This window comes from Brevibacillus fluminis (assembly GCF_003710825.1).
GTDB classification, from domain to species: domain Bacteria; phylum Bacillota; class Bacilli; order Brevibacillales; family Brevibacillaceae; genus Brevibacillus_D; species Brevibacillus_D fluminis.
The window spans coordinates 135,086-156,107 of record NZ_RHHQ01000013.1 but is presented as its reverse complement, the minus strand read 5'-3'; the positions used below and the strand labels follow the sequence as shown (position 1 = coordinate 156,107).

Here is a 21,022-nt window from a genome sequence, read left to right as displayed (position 1 = left end):
CGGCTGGAGGCACAGCTGGATCTATTACAACACAGAGAAAGTGGGGTTTATTGTATGAAGAGTCGTTGGCATCATGCTATGCGTCTGCTTTTCGCCGTTATGGCGTTGACGCTAGTGCTTACGGGTTGTGGCGACCCAACCCTCTCTGCCTTAACGCCGTCTGGGCCTGTGGCAGAATCCCAATTCTGGTTGATGAAGCTTACCTTCGGCATCATGGCTGGCGTTTTCTTGGTCGTCTTCATTCTTTGGCTTTATGTTTTGGTTCGCTATCGCAAAAAGTCAGGTCAAACCGGTTATCCGAAGCAGGTTGAAGGGAACCATAAACTGGAAATCATCTGGACGGTTATTCCTTTTGTGCTTTTGATCATCATGGCAGTACCAACGGTTACGATCGGCTTTGATTTGGAGAAGCGTTATGACAAAGCTGAAGCGATGCAAGTGAATGTCACGGCTCACCAATTCTGGTGGGAATTCGAATATCCAGACCTGGGCATCCACACTGCGCAAGACCTGTATATTCCTACCGGGAAAAAAGTTCAATTTACCGTTACGTCTGCTGACGTTATCCATGCATTCTGGATTCCTGCACTCGGCGGTAAAATCGACACCAACCCTGGTGACGAAAACCACATCTGGCTCCAAGCAGACAAGCCGGGCATTTATAAAGGCAAATGTGCTGAGCTCTGTGGTGCGGCCCATGCGTTGATGGACTTCAAAGTGGTTGCAGTTGACCAAGCGAAGTTCGATGAATGGGCGACAAAATTGAAAACGGCTTCTGTTACGCCAAAAACCGATTTGGCAAAACAAGGTCAAGAAGTATTCAAGAAAAGCTGTATCGGATGCCACGCGATTGGCTCTGAAGGTGGTCGTTTGGGTCCAAACCTGACCGATCTTGCAAGTCGCGAACGCCTTGCTGGTATTCTTCCTAACAACGCAGAAGAGCTACATAAATGGTTGAAAGATCCGCAAGCAATGAAACCAGGCAACAAAATGCCGAACCTGAACCTGCCGGACGATCAAATCAACGCGCTGGTTGAGTACCTCGGCGAGCTGAAAATCGATTACGATAATGGTTTGCCAAAGCAATAATTTCATATGAAACGTGCGATGAGTCAAGCCATTTTTGACTCAAGTGAAACTGCAAAGGAGGTAAAACCGTGGCTGCACATGCTCATTCTCACAAGAAGAGATCGGGATTGTGGGACTACCTTACGACCGTAGACCATAAGAAGATCGCGATTCTCTATTTGGTGGCAGGAGGCTTCTTCTTCCTAGTTGGTGGTATCGAAGCGCTGCTCATTCGTCTTCAATTGATGTATCCAGAAAATACATTGGTCGGCGGAGCCACCTTTAACCAATTGATCACCATGCACGGTACGACAATGATCTTCTTGGCTGCGATGCCGATTATCTTCGCGTTGATGAACGCAGTAATTCCGCTGCAAATCGGCGCGCGTGACGTTGCGTTCCCGTTTGTTAACTCTCTTGGTTTCTGGTTGTTCTTCTTTGGTGGCGTTCTCTTGAACACTAGCTGGTTCTTGGGCGGCGCTCCTGATGCAGGCTGGACCAGTTATCCGACCCTGGCCAATCCGGAGTTTAGCGGACATGGGGTCGACTTTTACGTCGTCGGTCTGCAGATCGCCGGTATCGGTACGCTGATCGGTGGTATCAACTTCCTAGTAACCATCATCAACATGCGTGCGCCAGGCATGACGTTCATGCGTATGCCGCTCTTTACTTGGAGCTCTTTCGTAACTTCTGGACTGATCCTGCTGGCTTTCCCAGCGATCACTGTTTCTCTCGTCCTGTTGATGTTTGACCGCCTCTTCGGCGCTAACTTCTTTGATACATCTGCCGGTGGTAACGTAACCATTTGGGAGCACTTGTTCTGGGTGTTCGGTCACCCTGAGGTTTACATCTTGATCTTGCCGGCATTCGGTGTGATCTCGGAAGTTCTGAGTACGTTCTCGAGCAAGCGTTTGTTCGGTTACAGCTCGATGGTATTCGCAACTGTACTGATCGGCTTCCTCGGCTTCATGGTGTGGGCTCACCACATGTTCACAGTAGGTCTTGGCCCGATCGCCAACTCACTGTTCGGTGTGGCGACGATGTTGATCGCAGTACCGACCGGTATCAAAATCTTTAACTGGATTATGACCATGTGGGGCGGACAAATCCGGTTCTCGACGGCGAACCTGTTTGCAATCGGATTCATTCCAACATTTGTTATCGGTGGTATGACTGGGGTAATGTTGGCGATGCCAGCAGCTGACTTCCAATACCATGACAGCTATTTCGTCGTTGCTCACTTCCACTACGTTATCGTCGGTGGTTTGATTAACGGTTTGTTCTCCGGTCTCTATTACTGGTGGCCAAAAATGTTCGGTATCTCACTGAGCGAAAAAGTAGGGAAATGGAACTTCTGGTTGTTCTTCATCGGTTTCCATTTGACGTTCTTCCCGCAGCATTTCCTCGGCTTGATGGGGATGCCGCGCCGCGTATTTACGTTCTTGCACAACCAAGACCTGGATACAGGCAACATGGTCAGCTCGATCGGTGCGATCATCATGACCGTTGGTGCACTGCTCTTCTTGGTAAACATCCTGGTAACTGCAAAAGCTGGCAAAAAAGCTCCAGCAGACCCATGGGATGCGCGTACGCTGGAATGGTCCATTCCATCGCCGCCGCCTGAGTACAACTTTGCTCAAACACCATTGGTTCGCGGTTTGGATGCCCTCTGGGTAGAAAAAATGGCGGGCAACAAAGGCATGACATATGCAGAGCCGCTCGGTTCGATCCATATGCCATCGCCATCGTTCATCCCGTTCCTGATGTCTCTATGTTTCTTCGTCGCAGGCTACGGCCTGATGTATCACATTGTTCCAGTGATCGTGATCGGCCTCGCCGGCGTGCTGGTAAACATGTTCTTCCGCTCGGTGTACGATGACCACGGTTATCATATCGAACCGGATGAGATTGACGAGAAGGGGGTTAAGGCGTAATGGGAAACGATCATGCACTTCACCACGGCGCTCTTCCTGACGAACCGGAAAAAGCCACCCTTGAAGGTAGAAATAAGGTTCTCGGTTTCTGGCTCTTCCTCGGCGGGGAAACAGTATTGTTCGGCAGCTTGTTTGCCACATTCCTGGCACTCCGTCATCAAACGAATGGCGGCCCGAGCGGAGCAGAATTGTTCCAGCTGGGCATGGTTGCAGCCGCAACCTTCATTCTCTTGACCAGTAGCTTGACATCTGTATTGGCGATTTTGGCAATGCACAAGAAAAACGTGAGCGCGATGGTCGCTTGGCTGATCGTCACGGTTATCTTGGGTCTTGCGTTCCTCGGTCTTGAAATTTATGAGTTCAACGAGTATGTGCATGAAGGTCACACGATGACTTCCAGCGCATTCGGTTCTGCTTTCTATACGCTTGTCGGCTTCCACGGTGCGCACGTATTGTTCGGTGTGCTTTGGATCAGCCTATTGATTGCGCAGGTCTTCAAAAAAGGTCTGACAGTCGTAACAGCACCAAAGCTGTATGTTGCAAGCCTGTACTGGCACTTTGTTGACTTGGTGTGGGTTTTCATCTTCACAGTGGTTTATCTGATGGGCATTATGGGCGAAAAGGTGGCTGGATAACGATGGGAGCAAATGCACACAACACTTCGGTAGAGCGCAAACCTGTAACGAAGCATGATGGGGCAAAAGTTCATCTCGTAGCATTCTTTTTGTCAATCGTACTCACCATGCTGGCGTTTGTTGCAGTCGCGTATGAAGCGGTTCCGCGCAAATTCGTGTTTCCGTTTATTCTCTTGTTGGGCATCGTTCAAGCTGCATTCCAATTTTATGTGTGGATGCATGCGAAAGATCGTGCTCATGAATTCCCGAAAATCGCAGTTTTCGGCGGAGCCGTTGTTATGATTCCGGTGTTTCTTGTATTTACATTGCTGATTTGGAATTAATGTTTGTGGGGGCGCTGGCAATAGTGCCCCCTTTCCTTTAAACTTGAGGATGTTTGTTTGAGAGGGGGATGATTATGAATCACGACCAAATGAACCATATGAATCATTCGATGACATCAGGTTCTGGCTTTGACACCTTTGTACAGCTTTGGGGACCTGAGATCATGCTGATCGCCGTTTTGCTTGCAGCGCTTTATTTAGCGGTTGTTGGTCCTTACCGTAATCGATTTGCAGATTCCGCTCCTGTTCCGCGTCATAAAAAAATCGCCTTCATGGCGGGCTTGTTCATGTTTTACCTGGCTCTCGGCAGCCCCGTCGCATACTATGGACATCATTTTCTTTTCAGCGTCCATATGGCACAGCAGTGCCTCCTGTTCATTTTCATGGTGCCTCTGATGATCATGGGCACACCTGCGTGGTTGGTTCAACCGCTCTTCAATCAGAAAATTCTCGGGGCGGTCCTGACAAAGCTGACCAATCCGTTTCTCGGTATAATGTTTTTCAACATGCTGTTCTCGTTTTACCACATTCCGCAAATCTTCGATGCCTTTCATGCAATGCCGGCGTGGAATATCGCGTTTCACGCACTCTTGACCTTGTTGGCTTTCCAAATGTGGTGGCCGATCCTGACGCCGATTCCAAGCCAGCAGCGCTTGTCTGAACTGCGCAAAATGGCGTATATTTTTATCAATGGGCTTTTGCTAACGCCAGCGTGCGCACTGATCACATTTGCGGGAACACCTTTGTTCGAAACCTACATGAATGCCCCTCAGCTGTTTGAGTACCACAGTGTGCTCGAAGACCAGGTGCTTGGTGGCGTATTGATGAAGCTGATGCAAGAAGCGAGCTATGGCTCGATTCTGGCTTACACATTCTTCCGTTGGTATCGCAAGGAACGCGAAAAAGATGCGCCGCTTGACGTGCTGCCGAACCAGCAGATGACCATACTGCCTCGCCCTGTCGGCGATGGCAACGGCGGCACAGCATAGGTCCGACTATTTGTAAACTGAAAGGGTTTTTTTGATGGTTACAATTTTGCCTACAATCAGTACATCTTTCATTGTCCTGAGTGCGATTTGTGTTGCGATTGGCTGGTATTATGTCAAAAAGAAGAATCTAGATGCCCATAGAAAATGGATGGTCGTCGGAGGAATTTGCGCCTCGATCTTCTTCATCACCTACGTATCCCGCACGGCTTTTGTCGGTAATACGTTGTTCGGCGGGCCAGCCGAAATCAAAATGATTTATCAGATCTTCTTGGTGTTCCACATCATTTTGGCAACGGTGGCGGCTGTCATGGGGATTATCACTTTCATGCACGCCTACAAAAACCGGATTGCCAAGCACAAAAAGATCGGACCTTGGACTGCTTCGATCTGGTTCGCCACCGCGATTACAGGAGTAACGGTTTACACGCTTCTGTACGTCATTTATCCGGGCGGCACAACGTCCAGCGTGATCAAAGTCATACTAGGCTTCTAACAAGAAAAACCGCCGGTGCTTACGAAAGCAAGCAGGCGGTTTTTTTGTACAGATAAGAATTTAAAAATTCTTATCCAGTATAAGTGCAACCGCAGCTTAAGCCAAAAGCTTGGCGTAGCCAGGTTTTCTAACATGTGGAGTTTAGTGGATGACGGAAGACTTAAAGAAGCTTTATTCCGCTGATCAGGATCAGTAGAGTAATGCACCAGCGCAGAAGGAAGGTAGGCACCTTCGTTGAAAGAATACTGCCGAGAAAAACGCCGGGAATCGAACCGCTGAGCAACTGGATCATCAAGGAATAGTCGACGTTGCCGAAGCTTGCGTGTGCGAGACCCGCGGCAGTGACGAGCAGAAGGGCGTGGGCGATGTCGGTCCCGACGATTTCCTTTCCGCTCATCGGGAAAAGATACATGAGAGCGAGCGCAAACAGAGAACCGCTGCCGATAGAGGTCAACCCAACGATGAAGCCGAGGATGGCCCCGATGGCGATGGGCAGGCCGCGTTTTTCGGCGAACGTTTTTTCCTGCTGGTCACTTTGCTTACCGCTGCGGCGGGAGTGAATGGCTTTGACAATCATGCAGATGGGAATCAAGATAAGGGCGAACCCGAGCACCTTTTTAATCAGGAAATCACTGCTGCCATACAGGTGTCGGATCCATTGGCTGGTCAAAACGGCGATGATCGCGCTAGGGACGCTTCCGATAGCAAAGAGACGGACCACCTTCACGTTGACAGTGCGCTGCCGCCAATGCTGAAAGGTGCCGAAAATCTTCGTGATCGAGTTATAGGCGAGATCGGTGCCGACGGCGATCGTGGGTGAAATGCCCAGCAGGATCAGGAGCGGTGTGAGGATTGCCGCACCGCCAACGCCAGTCAAGCCAACCATGAAACCAACGAACAGACCGATTGCGGTTAAGTGAAAATCCATGCGGGCATCCGTCCTTTTAAAACGGTCAATGAAATTATGGTTAAAAGGGGAAGGGCTATAACACACTATGGTTAGCTACCCATTTCTGTGCAGGAGACAGAAAAAATAGGCAGGGGGAAGTTTGCTAATTTGTCACCAGTACCTGTGTTTTTGCGGTGCTGTATTTGATAAAGTAGCTTTGTCGGGTAGTAGCGAGAGTCCGCGATGCCCAGTTGTTGACTGTGTTTGACAAATTTCGATACAATGACGTTATGTCGATTTTTGGTCGTTTTTGAGCCGGGTTCTTAAATAGATAGAGCGTCAGAAGGAGGTATTTTGGGAATGGATCAACCCGCCGTTTATGAAGAACGCATGCAGTCCGAGACATCACTCGCAAGCGAGCATGTGGATACGCCAAATCAGAAAGCGACTTGGCGAGATTATTGGCAATTGTGCAAACCAGGCATCATTACATCGAACTTGATGACAGCTTTCATTGGCTTGTGGCTTGCTGCAGCAGGAACGCTGCAATTGGCTTTGACAATCAATACGCTGTTGGGAACTGCGCTGGTTATCGCGTCAGGCGCAGCTTTGAACAACTATTGGGACCGCGATATCGATACGAAGATGAAGCGGACGAAAAACCGCGCGGTCGCAACCGGCAAGATTTCGCCGCGTACGGCACTGTTGTTCGGTCTGTCGCTTTTAGTGATCGGCCTTTTGATTTTGACTGTGCTGGTGAATCCGCTGGCAGCTGTTTGGAGCCTGATTGGCCACGTGTTCTACGTTCTGATCTATACGCCGATGAAGCGCGTGTCTTCGCTCAATACCGTTGTCGGTGCGATTTCTGGTGCAACCCCGCCCGTTATCGGCTGGGTGGCAGTAACAGGCCATGTGGATATGGGAGCGTGGCTGCTGTTCTTGATCATCTTCATCTGGCAAATGCCGCACTTCCTGTCGCTAGCCATGATGAAAGTGGAAGAGTACGGAAATGCGGGCTTGCCGATGCTACCAAATGTCAAAGGGTTCGAGGAAACCAAGCGTCAAATGTTCCTTTGGACCGGAGCGCTGGTTCCAGCATCGCTCTTGCTTTTCTTCCATGGCAACGTAGGCTACATTTACTTGATTACCGCGCTGGTGCTTGGCATTATTTACTTGGTTGAGCTGTTCAAAGGCTTCCATACGAAAGATGACATGGCATGGGCGAGAAAATTGTTCGGTTATTCCTTGATCTACCTGACGGCGATGTGCGCCGCGATGTTCATAAGCGCGATCCAGTTCTAGGTTGATCATCAGGAAAAAATGAGGTGTCGAAATGGATCGGTGGCTGAAATGGCTCGCCATTTTCGCAACTATCATCATGATGCTTGTCATGATTGCCGGATCGTTGGTGACCAAAACTAACTCCGGACTCGGTTGCGGGCATGACTGGCCGCTATGCAACGGGAAATGGGTACCTGAATATACGCTGCAATCCATGATTGAATACATGCATCGGTTCGTGACCGGCTTGGCGGGAATGGTTGTCGTGCTGTTCACGATCTGGGCATGGCGTCGCTATAAAGGAAACAAAGAGGTTCGCGCGACTGCCATCATTGGCCTGTTCTTCATCGTGCTAGAGTCGTTAGTCGGTGCGTCGGCCGTCATATGGCCGCAAAGCTCGCCTGTATTGGCGCTGCATTTCGGATTTTCCTTGCTTGCGTATTCAGGAGTATTTTTGCTAACGCTGTTCGTACTGGGTAAAGAGCGATCGCAGGCTGTGTTACAGACAAAGCTTGCTGCGGGTCATCGCAATTTGATCTGGTTTACGACAATCTTTGCTTATGGGGTTGTGTATCTTGGCGCGTACGTCCGCCATACCGGCTCCAACCTGGGATGTCCGGACTGGCCGCTGTGCCAAGGCCGGTTGATCCCCGAGCTTTCTGGCCAGGTGGGCATTCAGTTCGCACACAGGCTCGCGGCTGCCACGCTGCTTTTCTTGCTGCTGGCAGTGATGGTGATCGCCATCCGTCATTACAAAGAGACGCGCCGCGATATTTACATGGCAAGCATTTTGTCGTTCGTCTTGGTGGTCGTGCAAGTGTTCAGTGGCGGTTACGTGATTTTGTCCAAGCTGAGCTTGTTTGCAACCATTTTTCACTCGTTTGTCATCACGTGCTTGTTCGGTGTGATGTGCTATCTCTGCTTGCAGTCGCTGAAAGGACCGCAAAAAACGAGCAGCAAATGAATAAAATAGGTGTTGAACCGCTCCCGTTGTGTACGAGGGATGCGGTTTTTCTTTTTTGTCTGCCACAACTAACAAGAGATGTTTTCCTTATACGCAGCTGCCTATCTTTTGATAGAATAAACATATGCAAACACATGATCGATTGAGGTGAGAGGAATGAGAGTGCTTCATACCGCAGACTGGCACTTTGGCCGTTTGCTGGAGGGACGTGACAGAAGACAGGAACAGGAGGCATTTGTCACAGAGCTGTGCGCGATCGCAGACGAGAGGAACGTGGATGTCGTGCTGATTGCAGGTGATGTGTACGACTCGGTGAATCCGCCGGCATGGGCGGAGGAATTGTTTTACGAGGCTTTGGAGCGGCTCTCTAATAACGGAAAACGCGGGGTCGTGGTCATCGCAGGCAATCATGACCAGCCGGAAAGGGTACGCGCTGCAGCACCGCTGGCACACAAGCAAGGGATCGTGCTGCTTGGCTTGCCCAAGGAAGCGCCGTTTTGCACGGAGCCGGACACGCCAGCCGAGCAGGTGCGCATTTTACAGGGAGGGCCGTCCTGGTTTGAGCTAGCTGTGCCGGGGGTGGCGCATACGGCGGTCATCATCGCATTGCCTTATCCTTCCGAGGCGCGGCTACGGGAACTGATCAGCGAGAGCTTTAGCCAGGAGCAGATGCAGCTCGCGTTTTCCGAGCGAATTCGCGATTTGCTGGCAGATCTGTCCGGCCATTTCCGTACAGATACGGTGAATCTCATCATGAGCCACATGTTTGTCATGGGCGGGAATGAGAGTGATTCGGAACGACCGATTCAAATCGGTGGCACCCACTCGGTTTCGCTGTCGGCATTTCCTGAACAGGCCGATTATGTGGCATTGGGGCATCTCCATCGACTGCAAAAGCTGTCGGACAAGCCGTTGGTCCGCTATAGCGGCTCGCCGCTCGGTTACAGCTTTTCCGAGGCAGGTCAAAGCAAGGCGGTCGTCATGCTTGACCTCGTGCCGGGAGAAGCGCCGGTAGAGGAAATCATTTATTTGCAAAGCAGCAAGCCGCTTGCCCGTTGGAAGGCGACAGAAGGCATCGAGCAGGTTGAGCAATGGCTAGCCGAGGGGCGTGACGCGGAGGCGTGGATTGAGCTGGAGCTGCATGTTAGCGACACGATCGATCCGGCCGAATTTCAGCGGTTGAAAAAGATGAGCGACCAATTCCTCAAAATCCAGCGTGTGGCAGTGCAGGCGGAAGTGAGCAGCGAGGAAACGGAGGAAACGCGGCAGGAGCGCGCGCAGATGAGTCCTGAGCAGCTGTTTCGGCGCTTTTACGAGCGGAAAAAAGGGATGCAGCCGGATGAAAAGCTCATTCAGCTGTTTTCCCGCTTGATGGTGAATGAACAAGCGGATGAGGGAGGCGGATTGGCATGAAGCCGATACAATTGCAGATCGCCGGTTTGCACAGCTACCGCGACCAGGTGGAGATCGATTTCGAAACATTGTGCGCAGCAGGATTGTTCGGCATTTTCGGGCCGACCGGCAGCGGCAAATCCACAATTTTGGATGCGATCACGCTTGCGCTGTACGGGCAGGTTGTCCGTGCGGGCGGAACCTCCCATCCTCAAGAGTCGCTGAATCAGCATGAGCAGCGGCTGTTTGTCTCGTTCACATTCGAATTGGGTCATGATCGCGAGCGGAAGCGCTACACGATCGAGCGCGAATTCGGCCTCGATAAAAAGGGAAAGAAACGGCAGCCGGAGGTACGGCTGATCGAGCGTGCCACAGATGATGGTGCGGATATCGTGCTGGAGTCGAAAGCGACAACGGCAACACAAGCGGTTGAACAATTGCTCGGCTTGACGTTGAACGATTTTACCCGCGCGGTTGTGCTGCCGCAAGGGCAATTCTCCAAATTTTTGACGCTGAAAGGCAGCGAGCGCAATGAAATGCTGCAGCGCATCTTCCATCTGCACGAATATGGAGAAAAGCTGGGCGAGCGGATTCGGCGGACAGTCGAACAAAATAAAGAAGCGGTGAACCGGATCGAGAAAGAGCTGGCAGCTTTAGGTGACGCGGGCCCTGACGCTTTGGCGGGGGCAGAGGCGGAGCTGGCCGCGGCAATGGAGCAGGCGCAGAACTTTACCACGCAGCGCGCTGATTTGGAGAAGAAAAAAGCGGAGCAGGAGCAGCTGCGTGCCTGGCAAAAGGAGCTCGGTCAGATTGAGCAGGAGCTTTTGCAGCTGGATAGCCGCAAGCAGGAGATGGATTCGCTGCAAGAGCGCAGCCTCTTGATCGAAGCGGCGTTGCAAGTATGGCCCCAGCTGGAAAAAGTGGAGCGGCTTCTTACTGAGCATGTGGCGCTCGGAACCCGCCTCGATTCGCTGCGCGCGGAAAAGGCGCAGACAGAGCAAGCGTACGAAGAAAGCGAGCGGCGCTTTTTGCAGAGCCAGGCGGAGCGAAAAGGAGAAGAGCCGCTTTTGCTGGAGCAAAAAGGCAAGCTGGCGCAGGCGCTGGAATGGGAGCAGGAGCTTGTCACGCTGAAAACGGAGCTTGTGCAGGCACAGCAAAAATGGCAGCAGCTTGTTGCGCGACAAGGCGATGTGCACGCTCGTCTTGGAGGGCAGCAGGAGCAGCTAGCAGCCTGGCTCAGGCAACGGGAAGGCATGGAGGCCGAGCTGCGCGAGACTTCCGTGGCTGTCGAAGAGCGTAAATCCATTCTCGCGTTGCGCGAGCTTAAGCAGGCGTGGGAGCGGGAGCTTGCCCGCACCAGGCAGCTGGAAGCGGAAGCTGCACGCGCGCACGTTGAGCTGCACAAGCAGACGGAAGCTTCCAAGGAACAGGAAGTGCACTGGAAGCAAGCCACAGCAAAGCGCGAGGAGCTGGCAGAACGCATCGCTGCAGTCGAAGCGCAGCCTGTCTTGGATGAAGAGGAGCTCGCTTCTATGCGTGACGTTTTGCAGCAGATGCGCAATGTTGGGAAAGAATGGCGCGAGCTCGGCAAAGAACAGGAAGAGTGGGCGAAAAAGCGGGCGGAATGGGAAGCCCAACGCAAGCGCGTGCTTGCGGCGCTGGAACAAGCGGAGACCGATCATGCGCAAAAGGCGGGAGTCGCCGTCAAGCTACTGGATGAAAAAGCGCGGCTAGAAGATGAACTGCAGAAATGGCGCCAGCAAAACATGGCGAGAGTGCTGCGCGAGCATATGCACGATGGGCAGGAATGCCCGGTTTGCGGCTCGTTGGAACATCCGCGTGCCAAAACAGTTGCTGCGGAGACAGAGCATGCCATTGAGCAGGAAGGACAGGCGATTTTGCAGCGGTTGAAGGCTGCTGATACGGCTTTGAAAGCGGCTGAGCAGGAAGCGCGGGAGGCGGAGCAGCTTCTGCAGCAGGAAAAGGTGGCCGCTGCGGTTACAGGCGAACGCGAGGCTGCATTAATCGAAGAGCAGCGTTCCCATGAGGCGCGTCTAGCGAGAATCAAGCAGGAGTGCCGAGATGGCGGTGGGAGGTGGACTGTCGGGAGCGTCGACGATCTCCTAGAAGTATATAAAGAGCAGGACAAGCTGCTGCGCACGAAAACGGAGGAGCGGATGCAGCGCAAGCAAGAGCTGGATCGGCTGATGTCGGAGCAGCAGGAGCAGCGCGAGCAGGAGCTTGCCCAACAGCGGCTGTATGAGCGCATGCAGGCTGTGCTGGAGCAGGCACGCGAAAACGTCAAGGCAGCAAAAGCGCGGTGGGAGGAAGCAGATAAGCTCACCAAAGCGGCAGAGCAAGCTTTGCATGCCAGCCGCAAAGATATGCCGATCGAGGCGATTGAACACGCTTATGCACAGATTGAGGAGCGAGATCAGCGGCAGGCACAGCTCGTTGCCTTGCGCAGCGAATTGGAGCCCCGTATCCAGCAAGCCCAAGCGAACCTGCAAAACTTGCAGGCAGAGCAAGCCGAGTTGGAAAAGGAAGCTGCGGTGGCGAAAGAGCGGATTGGCAAAGAGGAGCAGCTGTGGAATGAAAAGCATCAGCGTTGGCAGGAGCGGACAGGCGGAGCAAAAGCGCAAGACTGCCTGTCACAGGTAGAGAGCAAGCTTGCTTCACTGCAGCAGGCTGCGGAAGAAGCGGAGTGTGCCTATGCCCGTGCGCGCGAGGAGCGCCAGCGTGTGCAAGAAGCGCTGGTTCAGAGCGAATCATCCGTTCAGGCGCAGGAGAGGCAGCTCGAGATGGAAAAAGCCGCGCTTGCCGACATGCTCCAAGACGCGAAGCTGCAAGATAACGCAAGCGTCATGACGTACTACCAGGAGCGCGACCAGCTTCCTGTCTATCGGGAAGCGATTCGATCCTATCAAACACGCATCGGCCAGCTTCACTATGATGCGGCACGATTATCAGACAAGCTAGGCGATCGCGTCGCGACAGAGGAAGAATACCAGGTTCTTTGCGAGGCGTGGGAAGCACTGGAGACTCAGCTGTTGTCCTCGCGCGATCAGGTGGCGGTTTCCCGCCAGACACTGACCCGGATTCAAAGCTCGCATGAGCGCTGGCTTTCACTGCACGCGGACTGGCAGGAGCGGATCGATGAACTCTCCCGTTTGGAGGAGCTGAGAAAGCTGTTTGAAGGGAAAGCGTTCGTCCAGTTCATCGCGGAAGAAAAGCTCGCATCGATCGCGCGCGATGCTTCCTATCATTTGATGCAGATGACCAAAAATCGTTATGCGCTGGAGCTGGGCGACGGCGGCGAATTCGTGCTGCGCGATGAAGGAGCAGGCGGAATCAGGCGTGCGGTCAGCACGCTGTCCGGCGGTGAGACGTTTCTCACATCACTTGCCTTGGCCCTGGCCCTTTCCGTCGAAATCCAGATGCGGGGAGCAAGGCTGGAATTTTTCTTCCTGGATGAAGGCTTCGGGACGCTTGATCCCGAGCTGTTGGAAGTGGTATTACATGCATTGGAGCGATTGCGCATGAACGATTTGACGATCGGGATTATCAGCCATGTGCCGGAGCTGCGCGTGCGGATGCCGCGCAGATTGATCGTGACGCCGCCGGAGCCGCTTGGAGCGGGCAGTCAAATCCATTTGGAAATGGAATAAACAAGCGAAAGCAGGCGGGAAGGAGGAAAAAAGGTGTCGCTTCGATTGATTGTAGGAAGAGCGGGTACGGGAAAAACGACCCGCATCATTGAGGAGCTACACGAGCGCCTCATTCAAGAGCCGGCTGGTGATCCGCTGCTCTATATCGTGCCGGAGCAGGCGACGTTTCAGGCGCAGTATCGGCTTGCCACCTTGCCCGAATTGGGTGGGACGATCCGCGCGCAGGCGATCAGCTTTGAGCGGCTGAGCCACAATCTGATGGCGGAGCTGGGCGGACATGCGCTTACTCCGGTTAATGAAATTGGGAAACAGATGGTGCTGCGTCTGCTTTTGGAACGCCACAGCAAAGAGTTGCAGGCGTTTCACCGGGCTGCGCTGCAAGACGGGTTCGCTGCCCAGCTCGCGCGAATGATCAGCGAGTGCAAAACGTACGGTATTCATGTAGACATGCTGAAGGAGCGGGATTGGGGAACGGGGACGCTGGCAGGGAAGCTGCACGACCTTTGTTTACTGATGAACGCTTATGACGGCTACTTGATGGAAAACGGGTATGATGCGGACGAGCTGGTGGCTCGGATGACGGAAAATATCGGGCAGTCCGACTGGATTGCACGCGCAGAAATTTGGATCGACGGGTTCAGCGGGTTTACTCCACCGGAGTTCGCGGTGATTAAACAACTCATGCTGCATGCGCGGCGCGTGACGATTGCCCTTACACTTGATCCGCAACATAATACCCCTGCCGCTGCGGCCGATGAGCTGCAGCTGTTCTACCCGACGCTGCAGACGTACCAGCGCTTGCAAACGCTGGCAGAAGAAGCACGCATCGAGGTCGAAGAGCAGGTGGAGCAAGACGATACGAAGCGCTTTGCCGCAAGTCCGCTGCTTGCCCATATCGAGCAGCATTACTTTTCATGGGAGACGCCGACGGCGAGACCGGGTGCCCGACGGGAGAGTGAACTGTCGCTCTATACGGCGGCCAACCGACGCGCAGAGGTGCAGGCTGTCGCGCTGCAAATGCTGGCGCTTGCCCGCAAGGAGAACTACCGCTATAGCGATATGGCTGTTCTTTTGCGTAACATGGACGACTATGCGGATGAGCTGGAAGGGACGTTTGCCGAATATCAGATTCCGTACTTTCTGGACCAAAAGCGCACGGTCATGCATCACCCGTTGATCGAGCTGATTCGCTCGGCACTCGAGGTGGTGACGGGGCGGTGGAGGTACGAGGCGGTTTTTCGCTGTCTGAAGACCGATTTGGTCGCAGGGCTGGCACTGCCTGTCGGACAAAGCCGCTCGGAGATTGACCAGCTGGAGAACTATGTGCTTGCGTATGGCATCCAGGCTGGCGATTGGAAAAAGGAAGAGGCCTGGAATTATCACGGAGCCTCGATGAAAGGCTTTGAGGAGATCGACCTGTGGCGGCGCCGCCATGGAGAACCGTTGCTCTCGCTGGACCGCGGCCTGAAGCAGGCTGGCCATGATGGCAGGCAGCTGGCTGCAGCGTTATACAGCTGGCTTGTAGAGCTGCAGGTGGCACAAAAGCTGGAAGCGTGGCAGGAACAGGCACAGGAGCAGGGCGATTTGGAGGCAGCGCGGGTACACGGCCAAGTGTGGGACGGCGTCATGGAGCTGCTCGATCAAATCGTCGAGGTGATGGGCGAGGAACAGATGAGCCTCGATACGTTCGCCAAAGTGATCGACAGCGGGATGGAAGGGATTTCGCTCGGGATCGTGCCGCCAGCGATCAATCAGGTGAGCATCGGTTCGATGGAGCGTTCGCGTCAGCCTGACGTTAAGGCGCTGTTTATCCTCGGCGTCAATGAAGGGATGCTCCCGATGCGCCCCAAAGAAGACGGCCTTTTGGACGAGGCGGAGCGCGACAGGCTCACGGCAGCCGGCATCGAGCTGGCACCAAGTGCCAAGCAGCGCCTACTAATGGAGCAGTTTTTGCTGTATCAGGCATTGACCCGCCCGTCGGAACGGCTTTGGCTCAGCTGTGCGCTGGCTGATGAGGAAGGGAAGGCGCTCTTGCCTTCCAATGTCTTTGATCGTCTAAAAGAGCTGCTTCCAGATGAAAAAATTCGCTTCTTTTACAACGAGCCAATTAACGTTGCGGAGGAGGACGCGTTTTTATTGGGACGTCCGCGCCAAGTGTTCGGCCATTTGCTGACATTGATCCGGCAGATGAAAAAAGGAACGCCGCTCGCGCCGTTTTGGCTGGAGGTGTATAACTGGTTTTTGACGCATTCGGACGATGTCGAGCGCGAACAGCGTCTGCTGTCCGGCTTTGCCTACACAAATCAGGCGCAGCCGCTGGCGAAGCGGCGCAGCCGAAAGCTTTACGGTGAGCAGCTGCGCATGAGCGTATCGCGGCTGGAAAGGTTCCAATCGTGCGCCTTTAGCCATTTCGCTTCGCATGGTTTGCGGCTGAAGGAGCGGTTGAGCTATCGGCTGGAACGGTTCGATGTCGGGGAGCTGTTCCACGCGTCGCTCAAGCTGGCCGTCGATAAGTTGAACGGCTCGGAGCAAGAATGGTCGGGCATGACGGAGCCGGACAGCTTGCAGCTCGCAAGCGATGTCGTCGAGGAGCTGATTCCGCAGACGCGCGGGAGCATCCTCAACCGGACAGCACGCTACCGCTATATGGCGGGCAAGCTGAAGCGTGCGGTGGGGCGCGCGATCTACGTGCTGGGTGAGCATGCGAGACGCAGCCGGTTCGTGCCGATCGGTTTGGAGATCGATTTCGGCCCAGGTGGAGAATTGCCGGGGATGACGCTTGAAATCGCGCCGGGGATCACCGTCCAGCTGGTAGGGCGAATCGACCGTGTGGACCAGTCGGTTGAAGGCGAGCGCACCTATTTACGGGTGATCGACTACAAATCAAGCCCTAAGCAGCTGCAGCTGACAGATGTATGGAACGGGTTGAATTTGCAGTTGCTGGTCTATCTCGATGTGGTCGTTTCCAATGCCCCACAATGGCTGGGCAAACCGGCAGAAGTCGGCGGCGTGTTCTACTACCAGGTGGCTGACCCGTTCGTCACAGAAAAAAGGGCGCTATCGGAAGCGGAGGTTGCCAAAAAGCGCGCAGCCAAGCTGAAGATGAAAGGTCTGATGCTGGCGGATACCGATCTTGCGCGCTTGATGGATGAGCAGGTGGAGACGGGCAAATCGGACTTGTTCCAAATCGCGATCAACAAGGACGGGTCTTTTTCGCAGCGTTCATCGTCGGTCGCGACCAAGGAGCAGTTCGACATGCTGCAATCGTACGTGCGCGGGCAGATCAAGCAGCTTTCCGCCCGGATGATAGACGGCGACATCGCCATCGCGCCGTATGCAATCGGCCAGACAGTCGCATGTATGACGTGCGATTACAAGGCGGTGTGCCAGTTTGACGCGCGGATGGCGGGCAATGAGCAAAAGCAGCTGACCAAATGGAAAAATCCAGAGGTGTTCGCCAAGCTGGAACAGCTGCTGGCAAATGAGCAGAGGGGGGAGCAGCATGTCTGAGACGAGCAAGATCGCCAAGCCTGACAAATGGACACAGGAACAGTGGCAGGCGATTATTCAGACCGGGAACAATCTGCTGGTCGCGGCCGCTGCAGGTTCAGGGAAAACCTCAGTTCTGGTCGAGCGGATCATCCGCAAGATGACGGACCTGCCGGAACCGGTCGGCGTCGATCAATTGCTGGTAATGACCTTTACCAATGCCGCGGCAGCGGAGATGCGCCATCGGATCGGCGACGCGCTGCGCACGGCATTGATCGCTCATCCGCATTCCTCCTTTTTGCGCAGGCAGCTGGCTTATTTGCAGCGGGCGTCAATCACCACGATCCATAAATTTTGCCTGGGGCTGTTGCGCCAGCACTATTACGCTGTAGAGCTTGATCCGGATTTTCGCATCGGGGATGAAATGGAGACGCAATTGCTGCGGCAGGATGTGCTGGAAGCCAAGCTGGAAGAGTGGTATGAGCAGGACGAAGCGTTTTGTCGGCTGGCAGACACAGTTGTCGATGGGCAAGACGATGAACGGCTGATTTCGCTGATCTTTGGGCTGTACAACTTTTCGCAAAGCCATCCCCGCCCGCAGCAATGGCTGGATGAGGCGGCATCGATGTTCCAGCGTGCAGGGACACAGACCATCGACGAATTGCCGTGGACGCGGAGCATCGTTCAAGAAATCGTGTCGGAGCTGGAAGCGCTGGCCGAAACGGCAGGACAGGCGATTTTGCTTGCATCCTCGCCGGAAGGACCAAACGCATACACAGGCTTGCTGGAACAGGAAAAGGAAGCGTTGCAGCACGCCGCAAAGGCTGGCAAAGAAGGATGGGAGCGGCTGGAACAGATGGTTCGTGCTATTTCTTTTCAGAAGCTTCCTACCGTAAAGGATGCAGATCCGGAGCTGAAAAAGCAGGTGCAAAAGCTGCGCGGCAAAGTGAAGGATGGAGTCAAGGACATTCTGGACGAGCATTTTGGTGCTCAACCGCATGAGCTTCTGGAAGACTTGCTGCAAACGGCTCCGCATATGGAAACGCTGGCTCGCATCGTCGGCGAATTCGCGGGGGCGTACCAAGCCGCCAAACGGATGCGCACGATCGTCGACTTCAACGACCTTGAGCATATGGCCTTGGCCGTGCTAAGCGAGACGGATGAAGCGGGGCAGATTGTGCCGTCCGCTGTGGCGAAAGGCTTGCGTGAGCAGTTTGCCGAGGTGCTGGTCGACGAATATCAGGACATCAACCTGGTGCAGGAAACCATTCTGCGTCTCGTCTCGCGGGAAGCCGCTGTTGATGGCGTGTCCAACCGGTTCATGGTCGGCGACGTCAAGCAGAGCATCTACCGGTTCCGCTTGGCGGAGCCCGGATTATTCATGCAAAAATATATGACCTACCCTCATCCGGATCTCGCGACGGACACAAGCGATGGCGTTCGCATCGATTTGGCGGCCAATTTCCGCAGTCGCAAAGAAGTCGTTGATGCGGTCAACTATTTGTTTCGCCAAATCATGTCGCCTGGCGTGGGCGAGCTCGATTACGACCGGTCAGCCGAGCTGATTTTTCAAGCCAGCTATCCGGAGATTGAACCGGAGCGGCTTACGGTCGAAATGCATCTGATCGACCGTACTGTACCGGAAGCGGAAGAAATCGCGGAGGAAGCAGGCGCAGTGGTCGCCACCTCAGGAGCAGAGCTGGATGAAAGCGGAACTGCAGGCGAATCGGCCGAGGAAAACCCGACGGAGGAAGCTAGTGTCGCAGAGCTGGAAGCGCGCCTGATCGCCAAGCGTATTCGCCAATGGATGGAGCCGGGAGAGGGCGAGAAGCCGCTTCTGGTTTACGACAGAAAAGAGAACGGCATGCGCCCGCTCGCGTACCGCGACATCGTGATCCTGCTCCGCGCCACGTCCAGTTGGGCGCAGCCAATGACCGAAGAGCTGCGAGCAGCGGGCATTCCGGTGTACGTGGAGCAGAGCGACGGTTATTTTGAAGCGACAGAAGTAGAATTGATGATCTCCTTGCTCAAGCTCGTCGACAATCCGCTGCAAGACATTCCGCTGGCGGCCGTCCTGCGCTCCGCATTGGTCGGCTGCAGTGAGGAGGAGCTTGCAGACATTCGCATTCAAGAGTCCGCAGGCACGTTTTATTTAGCTGTTCAGGCATTCGTCGAAAGCGACGGTCAGACGGAGCTTCACAGGCGTGTGCGCTCGTTTTTCCGTCAGTTGGCCGCGTGGCGCACGGTCGCCCGCCAAGGCTCGCTCACCGGGCTGCTGTCGCTCATTTATCGCGAAACCGGTTATTTGGAGTATTTGGCTACGCTGGAAAACGGCGAGCAGCGTCAGGCTAATCTGCGCTTGCTTTACGATCGGGCGCGACAGTATGAGGCGACGTCCTATCGCGGGTTGTTCCGTTTCCTGCGGTTCGTCGAACGGCTTCGGGAGGCAGGCAGCGACCTCGGTGAGGCGCGGACGATCAGCGAGGCGGAGGATGTCGTGCGGATCATGACGATCCACAAGAGTAAAGGGCTGGAGTTCCCTGTCGTCTTTGTGGCTGGCATGGGCAAGCAGTTTAATCAAATGGACATGATGAAGCCATTTTTGCTGCATAAGGAGCTGGGCTTCGGCCCGCAGGTCGTCGATTTGCAGCTTCGCCTACGCTACCCGAGCTTGGCGCAAAAAGGGATCAAACATCGCTTGAAGCGAGAGATGCTCGCAGAGGAAATGCGCGTCTTGTACGTCGCACTCACCCGCGCGCGCGAAAAGCTGGTGCTGGTCGGCTCCTCAAAAAAGCTGGCGGATCGGATCGGCGGCTGGTGCGATGCGGCCGGTCATGAAGAGAGGCTCGGCGATGGTGCACTGCTTAAGGCAAAAGGGTATCTCGATTGGGTCGGTAGCGCACTCGTCCGCCATCCGTACGCGCAGCCGCTGCGCAATTATTTGCCAGAAGGCAGCTTTGCCGCGGCACCGGGGATCATCCGTGATCAATCCCGCTGGACGTTTCATTTCCATCAGGTCAACGAGCTTGTTCGTAAGGTCGAAGAGGACGAAAAGCTTGCCTTGCTGTGGGAGCGGCTGGTAAGTCGCGAGCCGATCGCCGATCTGGCGGAGGGCAGAGATCCACAGTGGCGGGAGCGTATCGACGCGGAGCTTTCGTGGCGAGACCCGCATGCGGAAGCGTCGGCGACGAAGGTTAACTGGAGTGTTAGTGAACTGAAAAAAGCGGCGCAGACGGAGAACCAGCCGTTTGCAATGCCCAAGATCACCCGGAAGCCTCGGTTTTTATCGCAGGAGAAATCGCACCGCTTTACCGGAGCGGAGCAGGGCACCATTTTGCATACGGTGCTGCAGCAAGTGGATATGGCGAAAGCGTTGGACAGAGAAGAGCTCGCGCGACAAATCCAAGAGATGGTCAGCAAGCAATTTTTGACGGCGGAAGAAGCTCGACAGGTTGATGTCGAGCGAATCTTGACCTTCTTCCACACGCCGATCGGCATGAGGATGAAGAAGGCGAAAGCAATCCACCGCGAGCTGCCTTTCACCATGGCGCTCCAGGCAAGCGAAGTATCACCGGACTTTGTGCCGGACGCGAACAATCAGGTGCTCGTGCACGGGATCATCGACTGCCTGTTTGAGGAGGAAGATGGTACGCTGGTGCTGCTTGATTTCAAATCGGATGCGTTCCGCGGTGACTCTCCCGAGCAGGCTTCCGCACAAATCGTCAACCGCTATCGCGAGCAGATTCGCCGCTATGAGCAGGCCGTTGCGCAAATTTGGAAAAGACCTGTGGATGAAAGCTGGCTGTATTTGTTTTCAGGCGGCATAGGCGTGCGGATTGGCACGGAGGGTCGCGGGTAATTGTGTGTGGACTTCCTTTGGTTGGGGAGATGATTTTG

Annotated in this window: 13 protein-coding genes; 12 read left to right on the top strand and 1 reads right to left on the bottom strand. The window is 54.3% G+C overall.

The window, feature by feature from the left end:
- The first annotated feature begins 54 nt into the window (after positions 1-54).
- From coxB to EDM56_RS18310, 6 genes are all read left to right on the top strand, one after another.
- Positions 55-1,089: a cytochrome c oxidase subunit II gene (gene coxB / locus EDM56_RS18335; protein WP_122919370.1), complete on the top strand. Its 1,035-nt coding sequence runs from the start codon at positions 55-57 to the stop codon at positions 1,087-1,089.
- A gap of 68 nt (positions 1,090-1,157) precedes the next feature.
- Positions 1,158-3,002 carry a cytochrome c oxidase subunit I gene (gene ctaD / locus EDM56_RS18330; RefSeq protein ID WP_122919369.1) on the top strand — a complete coding sequence of 615 codons (1,845 nt, stop codon included), beginning with the start codon at positions 1,158-1,160 and terminating at the stop codon, positions 3,000-3,002.
- Positions 3,002-3,637 carry a cytochrome (ubi)quinol oxidase subunit III gene (locus tag EDM56_RS18325; protein ID WP_122919368.1) on the top strand — a complete coding sequence of 212 codons (636 nt, stop codon included), beginning with the start codon at positions 3,002-3,004 and terminating at the stop codon, positions 3,635-3,637. Before ctaD ends, EDM56_RS18325 begins: the two co-directional genes overlap by 1 nt.
- A gap of 2 nt (positions 3,638-3,639) precedes the next feature.
- Complete coding sequence (locus EDM56_RS18320) at positions 3,640-3,960, top strand: cytochrome C oxidase subunit IV family protein (RefSeq protein WP_122919367.1); 321 nt, start codon at positions 3,640-3,642, stop codon at positions 3,958-3,960.
- Between the two features lie 74 nt (positions 3,961-4,034).
- Positions 4,035-4,949: a cytochrome c oxidase assembly protein gene (locus EDM56_RS18315; RefSeq protein ID WP_183192509.1), complete on the top strand. Its 915-nt coding sequence runs from the start codon at positions 4,035-4,037 to the stop codon at positions 4,947-4,949.
- A 34-nt stretch (positions 4,950-4,983) separates the two neighbouring features.
- Positions 4,984-5,442 (top strand): DUF420 domain-containing protein, encoded by a 459-nt coding sequence (locus EDM56_RS18310; protein ID WP_122919365.1) that lies wholly within the window; start codon positions 4,984-4,986, stop codon positions 5,440-5,442.
- Between the two features lie 160 nt (positions 5,443-5,602).
- Here EDM56_RS18310 and EDM56_RS18305 read toward each other — a convergent pair whose 3' ends face one another.
- Complete coding sequence (locus tag EDM56_RS18305; protein ID WP_122919364.1) at positions 5,603-6,370, bottom strand: sulfite exporter TauE/SafE family protein; 768 nt, start codon at positions 6,368-6,370, stop codon at positions 5,603-5,605.
- 321 nt (positions 6,371-6,691) lie between these two features.
- Here EDM56_RS18305 and cyoE point away from each other — a divergent pair, with 321 nt between their 5' ends.
- The 6 genes from cyoE to addA all read left to right on the top strand — a co-directional run bounded on the left by cyoE (position 6,692) and on the right by addA (position 20,984).
- Positions 6,692-7,633 carry a heme o synthase gene (gene cyoE / locus EDM56_RS18300; protein ID WP_122919363.1) on the top strand — a complete coding sequence of 314 codons (942 nt, stop codon included), beginning with the start codon at positions 6,692-6,694 and terminating at the stop codon, positions 7,631-7,633.
- 31 nt (positions 7,634-7,664) lie between these two features.
- Complete coding sequence (locus tag EDM56_RS18295; RefSeq protein ID WP_122919362.1) at positions 7,665-8,576, top strand: COX15/CtaA family protein; 912 nt, start codon at positions 7,665-7,667, stop codon at positions 8,574-8,576.
- Positions 8,577-8,732: 156 nt separating this feature from the next.
- Positions 8,733-9,989 (top strand): exonuclease SbcCD subunit D, encoded by a 1,257-nt coding sequence (locus EDM56_RS18290; protein ID WP_122919361.1) that lies wholly within the window; start codon positions 8,733-8,735, stop codon positions 9,987-9,989.
- The gene (locus EDM56_RS18285) at positions 9,986-13,636 is read left to right on the top strand and encodes an AAA family ATPase (RefSeq protein ID WP_122919360.1); all 3,651 of its coding nucleotides are present in this window, start codon (positions 9,986-9,988) and stop codon (positions 13,634-13,636) included. The genes EDM56_RS18290 and EDM56_RS18285 overlap by 4 nt, the downstream gene beginning before the upstream one ends.
- Before the next feature lie 33 nt (positions 13,637-13,669).
- Positions 13,670-17,146 carry a helicase-exonuclease AddAB subunit AddB gene (gene addB, locus EDM56_RS18280; protein WP_122919359.1) on the top strand — a complete coding sequence of 1,159 codons (3,477 nt, stop codon included), beginning with the start codon at positions 13,670-13,672 and terminating at the stop codon, positions 17,144-17,146.
- Entirely contained in the window at positions 17,139-20,984 is a 3,846-nt protein-coding gene (addA, locus tag EDM56_RS18275; protein ID WP_122919358.1) for a helicase-exonuclease AddAB subunit AddA, read from the top strand. Before addB ends, addA begins: the two co-directional genes overlap by 8 nt.
- Positions 20,985-21,022: the final 38 nt, after the last annotated feature.

What these genes read in the sequence shown, in the direction of transcription:
- coxB (WP_122919370.1), top strand. Translation starts at nt 55, where the DNA reads ATGAAGAGTCGTTGGCATCATGCTATGCGTCTGCTTTTCGCCGTTATG.
- EDM56_RS18325 (WP_122919368.1), top strand. Translation starts at nt 3,002, where the DNA reads ATGGGAAACGATCATGCACTTCACCACGGCGCTCTTCCTGACGAACCG.
- EDM56_RS18320 (WP_122919367.1), top strand. Translation starts at nt 3,640, where the DNA reads ATGGGAGCAAATGCACACAACACTTCGGTAGAGCGCAAACCTGTAACG.
- EDM56_RS18315 (WP_183192509.1), top strand. Translation starts at nt 4,035, where the DNA reads ATGAATCACGACCAAATGAACCATATGAATCATTCGATGACATCAGGT.
- EDM56_RS18310 (WP_122919365.1), top strand. Translation starts at nt 4,984, where the DNA reads ATGGTTACAATTTTGCCTACAATCAGTACATCTTTCATTGTCCTGAGT.
- EDM56_RS18305 (WP_122919364.1), bottom strand. Translation starts at nt 6,370, where the DNA reads ATGGATTTTCACTTAACCGCAATCGGTCTGTTCGTTGGTTTCATGGTT.
- cyoE (WP_122919363.1), top strand. Translation starts at nt 6,692, where the DNA reads ATGGATCAACCCGCCGTTTATGAAGAACGCATGCAGTCCGAGACATCA.
- EDM56_RS18295 (WP_122919362.1), top strand. Translation starts at nt 7,665, where the DNA reads ATGGATCGGTGGCTGAAATGGCTCGCCATTTTCGCAACTATCATCATG.
- EDM56_RS18290 (WP_122919361.1), top strand. Translation starts at nt 8,733, where the DNA reads ATGAGAGTGCTTCATACCGCAGACTGGCACTTTGGCCGTTTGCTGGAG.
- EDM56_RS18285 (WP_122919360.1), top strand. Translation starts at nt 9,986, where the DNA reads ATGAAGCCGATACAATTGCAGATCGCCGGTTTGCACAGCTACCGCGAC.
- addA (WP_122919358.1), top strand. Translation starts at nt 17,139, where the DNA reads ATGTCTGAGACGAGCAAGATCGCCAAGCCTGACAAATGGACACAGGAA.